The sequence below is a fragment of the Burkholderia sp. GbtcB21 genome, assembly GCF_019091065.1.
Lineage (GTDB): Bacteria > Pseudomonadota > Gammaproteobacteria > Burkholderiales > Burkholderiaceae > Burkholderia > Burkholderia pyrrocinia_C.
In genome coordinates, this window is sequence record NZ_JAGXKA010000025.1 from 1 (window position 1) to 13,014 (window position 13,014).

14 protein-coding genes are annotated in these 13,014 nt (G+C 64.8%); 8 read left to right on the forward strand and 6 right to left on the reverse strand.

The features are described from left to right. The coding region (locus KVT39_RS33590; protein WP_217591088.1) for a hypothetical protein at positions 1-209 on the reverse strand (209 nt) is incomplete at its 3' end. A gap of 825 nt (positions 210-1,034) precedes the next feature. Here KVT39_RS33590 and KVT39_RS33595 point away from each other — a divergent pair. After that, positions 1,035-1,253, forward strand: coding sequence for a type I toxin-antitoxin system SymE family toxin (locus KVT39_RS33595; protein ID WP_217591089.1), 219 nt, complete (start codon positions 1,035-1,037; stop codon positions 1,251-1,253). An 85-nt stretch (positions 1,254-1,338) separates the two neighbouring features. Here KVT39_RS33595 and KVT39_RS33600 read toward each other — a convergent pair whose 3' ends face one another. Beyond that, on the reverse strand, positions 1,339-1,794 hold the full coding sequence (locus KVT39_RS33600; protein ID WP_254640734.1) for a hypothetical protein: 456 nt from the start codon (positions 1,792-1,794) through the stop codon (positions 1,339-1,341). Between the two features lie 980 nt (positions 1,795-2,774). Here KVT39_RS33600 and KVT39_RS33605 point away from each other — a divergent pair. From KVT39_RS33605 to KVT39_RS33630, 6 genes are all read left to right on the forward strand, one after another. Then, the gene (locus KVT39_RS33605) at positions 2,775-3,893 is read left to right on the forward strand and encodes a branched-chain amino acid ABC transporter substrate-binding protein (protein WP_047902577.1); all 1,119 of its coding nucleotides are present in this window, start codon (positions 2,775-2,777) and stop codon (positions 3,891-3,893) included. A 171-nt stretch (positions 3,894-4,064) separates the two neighbouring features. Beyond that, positions 4,065-4,991, forward strand: a complete 927-nt coding sequence (livH, locus tag KVT39_RS33610) for a high-affinity branched-chain amino acid ABC transporter permease LivH (protein WP_217591091.1) — start codon at positions 4,065-4,067, stop codon at positions 4,989-4,991. Positions 4,992-5,002: 11 nt separating this feature from the next. After that, positions 5,003-6,274, forward strand: a complete 1,272-nt coding sequence (locus tag KVT39_RS33615) for a high-affinity branched-chain amino acid ABC transporter permease LivM (RefSeq protein ID WP_217591092.1) — start codon at positions 5,003-5,005, stop codon at positions 6,272-6,274. After that, positions 6,271-7,044: a high-affinity branched-chain amino acid ABC transporter ATP-binding protein LivG gene (gene livG, locus KVT39_RS33620; protein ID WP_034180686.1), complete on the forward strand. Its 774-nt coding sequence runs from the start codon at positions 6,271-6,273 to the stop codon at positions 7,042-7,044. Before KVT39_RS33615 ends, livG begins: the two co-directional genes overlap by 4 nt. After that, positions 7,044-7,745 carry an ABC transporter ATP-binding protein gene (locus KVT39_RS33625; protein ID WP_034180685.1) on the forward strand — a complete coding sequence of 234 codons (702 nt, stop codon included), beginning with the start codon at positions 7,044-7,046 and terminating at the stop codon, positions 7,743-7,745. Before livG ends, KVT39_RS33625 begins: the two co-directional genes overlap by 1 nt. 217 nt (positions 7,746-7,962) lie before the next feature. After that, a complete protein-coding gene (locus tag KVT39_RS33630) occupies positions 7,963-8,313 on the forward strand; it encodes a VOC family protein (RefSeq protein ID WP_105392225.1) in 351 nt (116 codons plus the stop codon). Positions 8,314-8,340: 27 nt separating this feature from the next. Here the strand turns inward: KVT39_RS33630 and KVT39_RS33635 are convergent, their stop codons facing one another. The 3 genes from KVT39_RS33635 to KVT39_RS33645 all read right to left on the reverse strand — a co-directional run bounded on the left by KVT39_RS33635 (position 8,341) and on the right by KVT39_RS33645 (position 10,782). After that, a complete protein-coding gene (locus KVT39_RS33635) occupies positions 8,341-8,748 on the reverse strand; it encodes a DUF2000 domain-containing protein (RefSeq protein WP_131946044.1) in 408 nt (135 codons plus the stop codon). A 44-nt stretch (positions 8,749-8,792) separates the two neighbouring features. Continuing rightward, the gene (locus tag KVT39_RS33640) at positions 8,793-9,650 is read right to left on the reverse strand and encodes an AraC family transcriptional regulator (RefSeq protein ID WP_217591093.1); all 858 of its coding nucleotides are present in this window, start codon (positions 9,648-9,650) and stop codon (positions 8,793-8,795) included. A gap of 154 nt (positions 9,651-9,804) precedes the next feature. Next, the gene (locus KVT39_RS33645; protein WP_217591094.1) at positions 9,805-10,782 is read right to left on the reverse strand and encodes an AraC family transcriptional regulator; all 978 of its coding nucleotides are present in this window, start codon (positions 10,780-10,782) and stop codon (positions 9,805-9,807) included. Between the two features lie 41 nt (positions 10,783-10,823). Here KVT39_RS33645 and KVT39_RS33650 point away from each other — a divergent pair, with 41 nt between their 5' ends. Further along, positions 10,824-11,573 (forward strand): SDR family oxidoreductase, encoded by a 750-nt coding sequence (locus KVT39_RS33650; protein ID WP_034180674.1) that lies wholly within the window; start codon positions 10,824-10,826, stop codon positions 11,571-11,573. Between the two features lie 80 nt (positions 11,574-11,653). On the opposite strand, the gene KVT39_RS33655 is transcribed toward KVT39_RS33650, so the two are convergent. After that, complete coding sequence (locus KVT39_RS33655; protein ID WP_034180673.1) at positions 11,654-12,955, reverse strand: aspartate aminotransferase family protein; 1,302 nt, start codon at positions 12,953-12,955, stop codon at positions 11,654-11,656. Positions 12,956-13,014 lie beyond the last annotated feature (59 nt).

Here is a 13,014-nt window from a genome sequence, read left to right on the forward strand (position 1 = left end):
ATGACGCGGCCTGCAACCTCGTCGAGCATAGAACCCCAACTAGGCCTCTTTTCCGCGCTTTGCCTCACATAAAGGACCCCGTCGATACCCAAGTTGTCTGCCATTGGATAGGTGTCTACTGGTGCGCCAGCGAGTAGATCAGCAAACATTTGGCCATCGCCTAAAGGCTTTGCCATAAAAAGGTTCAGGCGGCGGTAGCTTTTTGCCATCTCATTTTCCCCATTTTTTTCGAGGCTGGCGCCTGCCGAATGACACGGAGCGTTGCCTTTCTCTCAATTATGGTAGCCGGAAAACATCCGAAAATCCTGACACAATCGAACCTGTGAGGGGTAAGTCTACTTCTGTTAGACAGCTTTGACCGGTTCACGCACTCTCGCCGAAATTGAACTGCTCAAGGATCAGCGCTGGCTGTCATCGGGACTCCACGCAGGCACCAATTGATCGCACCAACTGTGGCGCGATAGTCAAGATTGACGCTAGACTTCGATACACCGGCTGAGCGATTTCATCAATTCGTTGCACCGACGGGTTGAATCCGCAGTCGATATAAGACTGCGCGAGATGCTGAACCCGGACATCACACTTAAGCAATTTCCGGTGCCCCCGACCGACAAAAAGATTGAGTCGCAGTCGCATCCGCATCCGCATCGAGACGAACTCATACAGTTCGTCCGATTCAATCGAATTGTTTCGAATCGTCAATTTCTGATCAATCGCTCACTGTGACGGATCGACGTTCGCCATCAGCTCTTGCAATGGCCGTGAGCATTGATCTCATTGTCTACCTATAACCAACGGCTAACGTGTGCTCAAGCAACGAACACTGTCTAATAAGCAATGTCCAGTCGATGATGATCGCGCGCGTGGATGGATACGTTGCACGTCCTGATCCACACGTCGAAGCCCCATTTCCACCGAATCACCGACAAAGGAGGAATCCGAACCATCAAAACGCCGCGGTAAACGAGCGCGGGCCGCAAGTGCTACCAACACTCACGACCCGCTAACCACAGCCAACTACATCGGAGTTGCCCATGGCTAAGGCGAATCATAAAGCACGACAACCGAAGACGGAACGTTTCGTCACGATCCAGGAAATGTGGGGTACGCCGAAAACCGACCTCAAGCCGGAGAAGTTCTATCCGTACTTGAAGATTGGTGGAATGTGGCTGATCAGCGATGCGTGTTTTGTCCCGGGCCGAAAGGCACGAATCGATATTGAGCCTGGCCGGCTGATCATCACGCAGTTGTAAAAGGCAACGCCGCAAGATGCGGCCGCGCTGCGCGACGTCGCGCAGCGCGCCGGGTAGGGCAGCCGCTGCGGACTGCCCCAACGCATCACCAGGCGATATTGCAAGACGACCGCGACGTCCTGGCACCGCCGGTAGCCGTGCAATGCGTACCCGCGCCGTTGTCGTAGAACGTGCGCGTCTCCGGCTGCGGCACCGACGGATCATACGGATTCGGCGTACCACGCGGGCCGCGCGCGGCATCGTACGGCCGCGTCGGCGCATACGAGCCGCCACCACCAGCTGGCCGCGAGCCGTTATCTCGCAGGTACTCGTTCCAGTTCTGTTCGCGCTGTTCGTATCCGGGCAACGCGCGACCAAGACTGTCGCTGCCACCCGCGCCGAGCGCGACGCGATTCGCGGGCAATACCAAATCGGGTTCGTGCTCCGACGAAGGCGGCGGTGCCACAAGCGCATCGCCCGACACACGCAATGGCCGCGTATCCGGCGTATCGAACGGACTACGCTCCACGGGCGCAGCGTACTGCGCGCGGCGACGGCTCATACGTGCCGCATGCCCATCATCACGAGCGGCAGCACGCCGCTCCGAGCGAAACACGTTGGCACCAGCCGACCGATCGACGAGCGTATCGCGACCCGAAGCATCGGCAGCGGAAACAGAAAGCGCGCACGCAAACGCGGCGGCGGAAGCAAGACGGAAGGGGTGATTCATCAGCGATCCAAATCAGGTGATGTGCGATGAGAAAAAACGGCAGATCACTGGCTGGCGGCTGGGCAACGGACGGGCGCGGAAGTGGCCCTGAAGCGGCTCCGAGGCGCGCGGACGCGACTCGGAGGAAGGCTGGCTGGATTGCAGAGGCGAAACCGTATTATTTCATATTAATAACGATGACCTTTCGGGGCGGCAAAAACCGTCGGCAAACAGAAGGCTTGAGCCGTTCCACCCAACGCACTGCAATGGTGCCCACCAAACCAATCATCAGTCGATTGAACAACGACGATGCGACCCTTTACCCACCCCGACACACGCCGCACCAGACCGCCTACCACCAGACCTCAATCCCAACAAGGCACAGCGCCAGTAAACCCACCCCGATAGCAACCAGATTGCACCACCAGCAAACGTTGTCGACACCAAAAGGTTGCGCCGTCATTGCTACCGACCGCCACCCCATCCCTACGTGTTTTCCCTCGGTTGACCGGCATTTTTGACAGACAATTTAAAAACGCCCATATAATTTCGGCTGCCTTGCCAACAGCTGTCGGACCATCCCTCCGATCAAGCGATTTGGCAAGCGGGGCAGGCGAAACGCTTGCGCAATGCAAGACGCATCACGATGTCTTTCCGAACCAGACGTCCCCTTCGGGGACTGCAAGAGCCGGGCCCCGCTACGCAACATTCCGCTGGAGTTCCGTCTTCTATGTGTCTCGGGCGTGTCTCATGTCCTCGCCCCGGGTGCTGTTCGATTGCGCAAGTCATGCCGCCTTTGCCCGTATGACTAAACAACATCGAGGAGCTCCCAGATGACGCTGTCCCGTCTTACGTCCATTTCCGTCGCCGCCGTGCTGTTCGCCGCGGGCGCCGCCGCCGCGCAAGCGGAAACCGTGAAGATCGCCATCGCTGGTCCGATGAGCGGCTCGGTCGCCCAATATGGCGACATGGTGAAGGCCGGCGCGCTGACCGCGATTGAGCAGATCAACGCGGCAGGCGGTGCGGGCGGCAACAAGTTCGAAGTCGTGCTGATGGACGACGCTTGCGAACCGAAGCAGGCCGTCGCCGTCGCGAACAAGATCGTCAGCCAGAAGATCAAGTACGTGATCGGCCACGTGTGCTCGGGTTCGACGATCCCCGCATCCGACATCTACGAGAACGAAGGCATCGTGATGGTCACGCCGTCGGCCACCGCGCCGCAGCTGACCGAAGGCAAGAAGCGCCACTTCATCTTCCGCACGATCGGCCGTGACGACCAGCAAGGCCCGGCCGCCGCGCACTTCATCATCAACAACGTGAAGCCGAAGAAGGTCGCGGTGCTGCACGACAAGCAGTCGTACGGCCAGGGCATCGCGTCGTCGGTGAAGAAGGACCTCGAAGCCGCGAAGATCCCGGTCGTGCTGTTCGAAGGCATCAACGCCGGCGATTCGGACTACTCGGCGATCATCACGAAGCTGAAGTCGCAAGGCGTCGATTTCGTCTACTTCGGCGGCTACCACCCGGAAATGGGCCTGCTGATGCGCCAGGCGCGCGAGCAGGGCGTGAAGGCAACGTTCATGGGCCCTGAAGGCGTGGGCAACAAGGACGTGACGGCGATCGCCGGCCCGGCTTCGGAAGGCATGCTCGTCACGCTGCCGGCCGACTTCTCGGCCGACCCGGCCAACGCGGCGCTCGTGAAGGCGTTCGCGGACAAGAAGCGCGACCCGAACGGCCCGTTCCAGATGCCGTCGTACGCAGCGGTGAAGATCATCGCCGACGCGATCGCGGGCGCGAAGACGACCGATCCGACCAAGGTCGCCGCGTACATGCACAAGACGACGTTCGACACGCCGATCGGCAAGGTGTCGTATGACGCACAGGGCGACCTGAAGGCGTTCAAGTTCGTCGTGTACACGTGGCACAAGGACGCGACGAAGACCGCCGCCAAGTAATACGGAGTACCCGCCCCGCGCACCCGCTCTGCCCGTAACCCGGGCGGAGCGCGTGCGCATTTGGCCGTTCCGCGGCCAACGGGCGGCCCGAGACGACACCGTGCGTTGCGCGCGGCCGCAGCCGTGATCCGGCGCGGCAAGCGACGCGGCGCCAACGGGAGCTTCCCGCACATGACTGACTTCTTTCCGCAATTCGCCCAGCAGCTGGTCAACGGCCTGACGCTGGGTGCGATCTATGCGCTGATCGCCATCGGCTATTCGATGGTCTACGGCATCATCGGCATGATCAACTTCGCTCACGGCGAGATCTACATGATCGGCGCGTACGTGGGCCTTGTTACCCTGACCGCCATCGGCATCTCCGCCGGCTATCCGCTGCCGCTCGTGCTCGGCGCCGCACTGATCGTGTCGGTGATCGTCACGGGCCTGTACGGCTTCGCGGTCGAGCGCGTCGCGTATCGGCCGCTGCGCGGCGGCCCGCGCCTCGTGCCGCTGATCTCCGCGATCGGCATGTCGATCTTCCTGCAGAACTACGTGCAGATCGGCCAGGGCGCACGCGACGTGTCCGTGCCGGTGCTGATCTCCGGCGCGTTCGAGATCCATCTCGGCGGCGACTTCGACGTGACCGTTCCATATGCGCGTCTGCTGATCGTCTGCGTGACGATCTTGCTGATGATCGCGCTCACGCTGTTCATCTCGCATTCGCGGATGGGCCGTGCGTGCCGCGCGTGCGCCGAGGACATGAAGATGGCGAACCTGCTCGGCATCGACACGAACCGCGTGATCTCGTTCACGTTCGTGCTCGGCGCGATGCTGGCCGCCGTCGGCGGCGTGCTGATCGGGCTGACGATCGGCAAGCTGAATCCGTATATCGGCTTCGTCGCGGGCATCAAGGCGTTCACCGCCGCGGTGCTCGGCGGGATCGGCAGCATCCCGGGCGCGATGCTCGGCGGCGTGCTGCTGGGCCTCGCAGAAACCTTCGCCGCAGGCTACATGCCGGCCGAGTACAAGGACGTCGTCGCGTTCGGCCTGCTCGTGCTGATCCTGCTGTTCCGCCCGACCGGCCTGCTCGGCAAGTCGGACATCGAAAAGGTTTGACGGAGACGCAGATGAGTACAGTCATTTCCGTTCGCCGCCCGGCCGCCGACGCTTCGTTCGGCCAGGCGCTGAAAAATGCCGTGGCCGCCGCGCTCCTGACGGCGATCCTCACGATCCCGGTGCTCGGCCTGCAGCTGAAGCTCGACGGCTATCAGGTCGTGCTCACGCCGCACTGGCGGCCGGTGTGGATCGCGGTCGCGGCCGTGTTCCTGTTCCAGTTGTTCAAGCCGTGGCTCGTGCGCGCGAAATCGGCGGTGAAGCTGCCGGCGATGCCCGCGATGGGCGCGCAGCAGCAGCGCGTGGTCGTGTGGGTGCTGCTCGCGGTCGGGCTCGTGTGGCCGTTCTTCGGTTCGCGCGGTGCGGTGGACGTCGCGACGCTCGCGCTGATCTACGTGATCCTCGGCCTCGGGCTGAACATCGTGGTCGGTTTCGCAGGGCTGCTCGATCTCGGTTATGTCGGGTTCTACGCGGTCGGCGGCTATACGTACGCGATGCTGAACCAGTATTTCGGGCTGTCGTTCTGGGAGTGCCTGCCGCTCGCCGCGATCGCGGCGGCGACGTTCGGCTTCCTGCTCGGCTTCCCGGTGCTGCGGCTGCGCGGCGACTATCTCGCGATCGTCACGCTCGGCTTCGGCGAAATCATCCGCCTGCTCGCGAACAACCTGACGAGCCTCACGGGCGGCCCGGACGGCATCTCGGGCATCGCGAAGCCGACGGTGTTCGGCTTCGAGATGGCGCGCTCGGCGAGCGTCGAAGGCGCGAAGACCTTCCATGAGCTGATCGGGCTGGAATACAGCGGCGAGCACATGGTGATCTTCCTGTACCTGATCGCGCTGCTGCTGGTCGGCTTCACGCTGTTCGTGACGAGCCGCCTGATCCGCATGCCGATGGGTCGTGCGTGGGAAGCGCTGCGCGACGACGAGATCGCCTGCCGTTCGCTGGGACTGAACCCGACGCGCATCAAGCTGTCGGCGTTCACGCTTGGCGCATCGTTTGCGGGTATCGGCGGCGCGTTCTTCGCGGCGCGCCAGGGCCTCGTGAATCCTGAATCGTTCACCTTCATCGAATCGGCGCTGATCCTCGCGATCGTCGTGCTCGGCGGGATGGGCTCGCAGCTCGGCGTGATTCTCGCGGCGATCCTGCTGACCGTGCTGCCGGAAGTCGCGCGCGGCTTCGCCGAGTACCGGATGCTGATCTTCGGTCTGGTGATGGTGTTGATGATGATGTGGCGTCCGCAGGGCCTGCTGCCCGCGAGCCGTCCCCACGTGGAGCTGCCCCAATGAGCGCGAATGCAGAACTGTTGAAGGTCGCCGGGCTGCAGATGCGCTTCGGCGGGTTGCTCGCGGTGGACGGCATCGATTTCGACGTGCGCCGCGACGAGGTGTTCGCGATCATCGGGCCGAACGGCGCGGGCAAGACCACGGTGTTCAACTGCGTCGGCGGCTTCTACAAGCCGACCGGCGGCGACGTCGTGCTCGACGGCCACCCGATTGCCGGGCTGCCGAGCCACAAGATCGCGGTGAAGGGCCTGGTGCGCACGTTCCAGAACATCCGTTTGTTCAAGTCGCTGACGGTTGTCGAGAACCTGCTCGTCGCGCAGCATCGCAAGGTGAAGGCGGGGCTGCTGCCCGGCCTGTTCTCGACGCCCGCGTATCGCCGCGCCGAGAAGGAAGCGCTCGAACGCGCGGCCGTGTGGCTCGAACGGATGGGGCTGAAGTCGGTCGCCAACCGGCCGGCCGGCACGCTGTCGTATGGGCATCAGCGGCGTCTGGAGATCGCGCGCTGCATGATCACCGAGCCGCGTCTGCTGATGCTCGACGAGCCGGCGGCCGGCCTCAACCCGCAGGAAAAGATCGAGTTGCAGCACCTGATCGACAAGCTGCGCCGCGAGTTCGGCGTGTCGGTGCTGCTGATCGAACACGACATGAGCCTCGTGATGGGCGTGTCGGACCGCATCCTCGTGATGGAGCACGGCCGGCCGATCGTGATCGGCACGCCGGAAGCGGTCCGCAACGACCCGCGCGTGATCAAGGCGTATCTGGGGGAAGAGTGATGCTGAAGCTGGAACAGGTCCATACGCACTACGGCGCGGTCGAGGCGCTCGCGGGCGTGTCGATCGAGGTGAAGAAGGGCGAGATCGTCACGCTGATCGGCAGCAACGGCGCCGGCAAGACGACGCTGATGATGACCGTGTGCGGCACGCCGCGCGCATCGTCGGGCCGCGTGATGTTCGAGGGCAACGACATCACCGCGATGTCGACGCACCAGATCATGCGGCAGGGGATGGCGATCTCGCCGGAAGGGCGGCGCGTGTTTCCGAGCCTGACGGTGCTCGAGAACCTGAAGATGGGCGGGTTCTTCGCGAGCCGTCACGAGATCGACGACGGCATCGAGCACGTGTTCAAGCTGTTTCCGCGCTTGAAGGAGCGTGCGACGCAGCGGGCCGGCACGATGTCGGGCGGCGAGCAGCAGATGCTGGCGATCGGCCGGGCGCTGATGAGCAAGCCGCGTCTGCTGTTGCTCGATGAACCGACGCTCGGCCTCGCGCCGCTCGTGATCGCGCAGATCTTCGACATCATCCGGACGATTCGCGACGAAGGCGTCACGGTGTTCCTCGTCGAGCAGAATGCGAACAAGGCGCTGGGCGTGGCCGATCGCGGGTATGTGCTCGAAACGGGGCGCGTGGTGCTTGCCGATACGGGCGCGAATTTGCTTGCTAATGATCGGATCAAGCAGGCTTATCTCGGCGGTTGATGGTCGATGCCGCCGGCCTGCAACGGGCCGGCGGCGGTGCTGATCTGCTTGCAGCAGTCTCGTACTTGCGACGCTTCGGCACGCTGGTCTGCAGGAAATATGTAGCCGATTTGGCTTCGATCGTAGCCAGATCAGCTATATCTCAGTGTCTGCCTGAATCGACGCAAATAGACGGCCATTGCTGCGTCGGATCTCAATCGAACTGCGGAGGACTCCGATGAAAGTCAAACGAATCGTCGCCAATATCGACACGCAATCGGTAGACGACGCGAAGCGTTTCTATCAGCGGATCTTCGGTCTCGACTTGCTGATGGATCACGGCTGGATCGCAACCTACGGCAATGCCGAACAGATGGATGTGCAGATCAGCTTTGCTTCGCAGGGCGGGTCGGGCACGCCGACGCCCGACCTGTCGATCGAGGTCGACGATCTCGACGAAGCGCTCACGCGCGTTCATGCGATGGGCATTCCCGTCGAATACGGCCCGGCCGACGAGGCTTGGGGCGTGCGGCGTTTTTACGTGCGCGATCCGTTCGGCAAGCTCGTCAACGTGCTGGCGCATCGCTGACCCAAAACGGCGAACCGGCACCGGCGTTCACGCATGCAACGCCAGCCCCTTCACCGCTTTGTCCACGGCTTTCTTCGGCCCGTGCAACGCGAGTCCGACCAAATCGGGATTCTCCGCATCCTCGGCGCGAAACACCTCGCGGTTGGCCGCATCGTGCCCGGTCGAAAACATCGCGCGTACGTAAGGCACGATCCGGAGTTCGCGCGACAGCGCCTGCCGGTGCGCAGCCTGCAGACCGTTCAAATCCGCCGCGAACACCAGCATCGGCTGGCCGAGCATCCGGCTGTAGCGACGCCCTGCCGCATCCTCGTAAGGCTCGCCGAGCGCCTCGGGCGCGCCGGCCGCGACGCCCGTCGCGAGAAACGCGACGACATTGAGTTTCTGCCACGCCGCGAGATCGTCGCGCACGATCAGTGCCACTTTTGTATCGAACATGCTTGCTCCTCGTTGAAGCACTCATGATCGGATGTCGCGTGCGATCAGTCTGGAACGTTTGTGCACATTTGCCGGTACGCAGCCGGCGTGATCCGGTACGCGCGGCGAAACCAGCGGCCCAGATGGCTCTGGTCGGCGAAGCCGACGTCCGCGGCCGCCTGCGCGGGCGTGCGGCCGGCCGCCAGCAGCCGGCGCGCGGCGCGCAGCCGCAAGCGCACCAGATACGCGTGCGGCGACGTGCCGAACGCGCGCTGGAACAACCGCGTCAGCCGGAACCGGTCGATCCCGGCGACGCTGGCGAGTTCGTCGAGCCCGAGGTTGCCGTCCATCTGCGCATGCAGCAGATCGCGCACGCGCGCGATCGCGGGCGGCACGATGCCGCTTTCCAGCGCGAGCGGGCCGCGCAGTTCGCCGCCGAGCCGCGTCAGCAGGCGGTCGAGCGTCTGGTCGCGCGCGAGCCTGCCTTCATTGCCGTGGATCGCGAGAAACGCCTGCCGGATCGCGTCGACGAGGCCGCGGTCGTCGACGAGCGTATGGCCGAACGTGGCCTCGACGCCGCCCAGGCCCGGCAAATCCAGCCGGCGCGCCGCGCGCTCGACCCATGCTTGCGGCAGGTACAGCATCCCGTAGGTGAAGCCGCTCGCGTCGGGCGCATGGCCGTCGTGCATCGCGCCTGGCTCGATCAGGATCGCGCGGCCCGGCACGCTCGTATGCAGCGACCGGTGGCACTGGAATTGCTGCACGCCCTGTTCGGTGAAGCCGACCAGCATGTCGTCGTGATCGTGCGCGTCGTATGCATGGCCGTTGAAATGCGCGTGCAGGCTTTCGATGCCGGTTTCCTGATCGCGGCGCGCGACGAGCCAGTGGTCGGTCGTGCCGATGTCATTTGCCGTTGTCGTCATCGGATGCCTCGCGCGTCGTCGTTGCGTGTCCGGTAGTGTACGCAGGTCGCGTGAAGGCGGTGGCAGGCACGGGCCATACGTTCGGCGATCGCACGGGAAGCGGGGCGGAACCCCGGCGCGTATCGCGATACGCGCAGTGGTGTGCGTGCGCGGTTCATTCCTCGCTCACCACCGCCTGCTCGTCACGCGCGTACTGCGCCGGCGGCCGGCCGACATGCCGCGTGAACGCGACGCTGAACGTGCTCGCGGAACTGTAGCCGACGCGCCCCGCGATCTCGGCGATGCGGCCTTCGTTGCGGCGGAGCAGGTCCTTCGCGAGCGCCATCCGCCACGTAAGCAGGTATTCCATCGGCGCGACGCCGACCGCGCGGCTGAAGCGTTCGAAGAAGGTCGAGCGCGACAGCGCTGCTTCCTTCGCGAGCTCGACGACCGTCCACGGATGCGCGGGGCGTTCGTGCATCCGGCGGATCGCGGCCGCGAGTCGATTGTCGGCGAGCCCGCGCACGAGTCCGGGCGACGCGTTCGTGCCGGCCGTGAACCGCAATGCCTCGATCAACAACACTTCCAGCAGGCGCGCCAGCACGATCTCGCGCGCGGGCCGCTGCGCACGCGATTCGTCACGCACCAGTTGCACGAGCGTGGTCAGGCGTGGTTCGCCGCGCACGTGCACGAATTGCGGCAGCAGCGACACCAGCAGCGCCGCATCCGGCGAACCGAAGCTGCAGTTGCCGGCCATCATCCGCGTGTCGACCGGGTTGCCCGGATCGCCGATCCGGTATTCGCCGTTGTCGAGTGCGACCGGCGGCGCGGTTTCGACGCCCGGCGGCGGCGGTTCGAGGCTGGACATCGCGACGCCGTAGGCCGCCGGAATCAGCACGAAATCGCCGGGCAGCAGATCGATCGGCGCGTGCCCGTCGATCGCGATCCGGCACCCGCCGTCGAGGATCGCGCAATAGAACGGCTCGCCGGCGACCGTGCGGTTGATCGACCACGGGCTCGCACCGTGAACGGACTTGGAGTACCGCGCGCCCGGTTGCAGCAGGGTCACGACTTCGGTCAACGGGTCGATCATCGCCGGACGCTCGCAAAAGAAAATCGGATTTTCGATTGTAGCGAATACGGATCCGGCCATCTATCGTACGGACAGGTGCCCAACACAACCCAGGAGTTCGCATGAAGACCGTACTGATCACCGGCTGTTCCTCCGGCTTCGGCCTCGAGATTGCCCGCCATTTCCTGGCTCGCGACTGGCAGGTCGTCGCGACGATGCGCACGCCGCGCGAGGACGTACTGCCGCCGGCGGAACGCCTGCGCGTGCTGGCGCTCGACGTGACGAACGCGGACAGCATCCGCGCCGCGATCGACGCGGCCGGTCCGATCGACGTGCTCGTCAACAACGCGGGCTTCGGCGCGGCCGCGCCGGCCGAGCTCACGCCGCTCGACACGGTGCGTGCGCTGTTCGAGACCAACACGATCGGCACGATCGCGGTCACGCAGGCCGTGCTGCCGCAGTTTCGCCGGCGCGGGGCCGGCGTAGTCGTGAACGTCACGTCGAGCGTCACGCTGAAGGTGCTGCCGCTGGTCGGCGCGTATCGTGCCAGCAAGGCGGCGGTCAATGCGTTCACCGAATCGATGGCGGTCGAACTCGAACCGTTCGGCGTGCGCGCGCATCTCGTGCTGCCGGGCCGAGCGCCCGACACGCGCTTCGGCGACAACGCGCGGACGCACATGCACGGCTTCGAACACGAGGCTTATGCGGAATTCGTCGGGAAGGCCGTTGCGCGCATGCTCGATGCGTCGGGGCCGATCACTCATGCGCAGGACGTTGCCGAAGCGGTGTGGCGCGCGGCGACCGATCCGTCGAGCCCGATGCACATTCCGGCAGGCGCGGACGCCGAAGCGTGGGCGGCGCAAGGGCGCTGATCGATCGGGAATCCGTCGCGCGGTCGGTCGAACCGGCGCGACGGATTGCGCGATGCGGGGAAGGGCGTTACCGCGTGCCGTTACAGCGCGCGTTCGATCGCCTGTCCGAGCAGCGACAGGCCGAGATCGATCTCTTCGTCGCTGACGGTCAGCGGCGGCGCGATCCGGAACACGCCGCCCATGCCCGGCAACTGCACGATGTTCATGCTGAGCCCGAGGTTCATGCACTCGCGCGTGATTTTCGCGCCGAGCCCGTCCGCCGGTTCTTTCGTGCGGCGATCCTTGACGATCTCGACGCCGAGCAGCAGCCCGCGTCCGCGCACGTCGCCGATGCAGTCGAACCGTTCCATCAGGTCGAGCAGGCCGCGCCTGAGCCGGTCGCCCATCGCGTTCGCGCGGGCGACGAGCCCGTCGCGCTGCACGACGTCCAGCACGCGCAGGCCGACGGCCGCGGGCAGCGGGTCGGACACGTGCGTCGTATAGAACAGGTAGCCGAGCTCGTGCGCGCGTTCCTCGATCGCCGCGGACGTCACGATGGCGGCCAGCGGCAGCCCGGCGCCGAGCGTCTTCGACAGCGTCAGGATGTCGGGCGTCACGCCGTCGCGCTGGCACGCGAACATCGTGCCGGTGCGCCCGACGCCCGTCTGCGCCTCGTCGAGGATCAGCAGCATCCCGCGCTCCTCGCACTTGCGCTTGAGCGCCGCCATATAGCCTTCCGGCAGTTCGATGATACCGCCCGAACTGAGGATCGGCTCCGCGATGAATGCGGCGAGGTTGCCGCTCGACTGGCGGTCGATCAGGTCGAACGCGTAGTCGAGTTCGGCGAGATAGTCGTAGGCGCCGTCGCGCTCGAAGCGCGGCCGGTACGTGAACGGCGCCGGAATCGCGAACGAGCCGACGGCGGCCGGGCCGACGCCCTTGCGGCCGGCGCTGTACGTGGCCGATGCCGCCGCGCCCGTCATCCCGTGCCACGACTGCGCGAAGCCGACGATCTCGTACTTGCCGGTGACGAGCTTCGCCATCCGGATCGCCGCCTCGTTCGATTCCGCGCCGGTGCTGAGCAGCAGCGCGCGGTCGAGCCCGTCGGGCGTGATGTCGGCGAGGCGCGTCGCCAGATCGACGACCGGCCGCGACAGCATCCCGCTGAACAGATGATCGAGCTTGCCCGCGTATTCGCCGATGACGGAGACGATCTCCGGATGGCAGTGGCCGAGCACCGCGCTCATCTGCCCCGACGTGAAATCGAGGATCGCGCGGCCGTCCGCGTCGTAGACGAAGCTGCCTTTCGCGCGCTCGATGATCATCGGCTCGAACGTGCCGCCGTAGCGGACCAGGTGCTGCCTGGCATTGCGCCAGAAGGTTGCGTCGTCGTTCAGGGACATCGGGCTTCTCCGGGCAAAGGGGGCAGGGATCGCTTGCAGTCTAGGCGCGCGTCTGGTTT

Coding starts and splice junctions, on each gene's coding strand:
- KVT39_RS33595 (WP_217591089.1), top strand. CDS start 1,035: ATGGCTAAGGCGAATCATAAAGCACGACAACCGAAGACGGAACGTTTC.
- KVT39_RS33600 (WP_254640734.1), bottom strand. CDS start 1,794: ATGAGCCGTCGCCGCGCGCAGTACGCTGCGCCCGTGGAGCGTAGTCCG.
- KVT39_RS33605 (WP_047902577.1), top strand. CDS start 2,775: ATGACGCTGTCCCGTCTTACGTCCATTTCCGTCGCCGCCGTGCTGTTC.
- livH (WP_217591091.1), top strand. CDS start 4,065: ATGACTGACTTCTTTCCGCAATTCGCCCAGCAGCTGGTCAACGGCCTG.
- KVT39_RS33615 (WP_217591092.1), top strand. CDS start 5,003: ATGAGTACAGTCATTTCCGTTCGCCGCCCGGCCGCCGACGCTTCGTTC.
- livG (WP_034180686.1), top strand. CDS start 6,271: ATGAGCGCGAATGCAGAACTGTTGAAGGTCGCCGGGCTGCAGATGCGC.
- KVT39_RS33625 (WP_034180685.1), top strand. CDS start 7,044: ATGCTGAAGCTGGAACAGGTCCATACGCACTACGGCGCGGTCGAGGCG.
- KVT39_RS33630 (WP_105392225.1), top strand. CDS start 7,963: ATGAAAGTCAAACGAATCGTCGCCAATATCGACACGCAATCGGTAGAC.
- KVT39_RS33635 (WP_131946044.1), bottom strand. CDS start 8,748: ATGTTCGATACAAAAGTGGCACTGATCGTGCGCGACGATCTCGCGGCG.
- KVT39_RS33640 (WP_217591093.1), bottom strand. CDS start 9,650: ATGACGACAACGGCAAATGACATCGGCACGACCGACCACTGGCTCGTC.
- KVT39_RS33645 (WP_217591094.1), bottom strand. CDS start 10,782: ATGGCCGGATCCGTATTCGCTACAATCGAAAATCCGATTTTCTTTTGC.
- KVT39_RS33650 (WP_034180674.1), top strand. CDS start 10,824: ATGAAGACCGTACTGATCACCGGCTGTTCCTCCGGCTTCGGCCTCGAG.
- KVT39_RS33655 (WP_034180673.1), bottom strand. CDS start 12,955: ATGTCCCTGAACGACGACGCAACCTTCTGGCGCAATGCCAGGCAGCAC.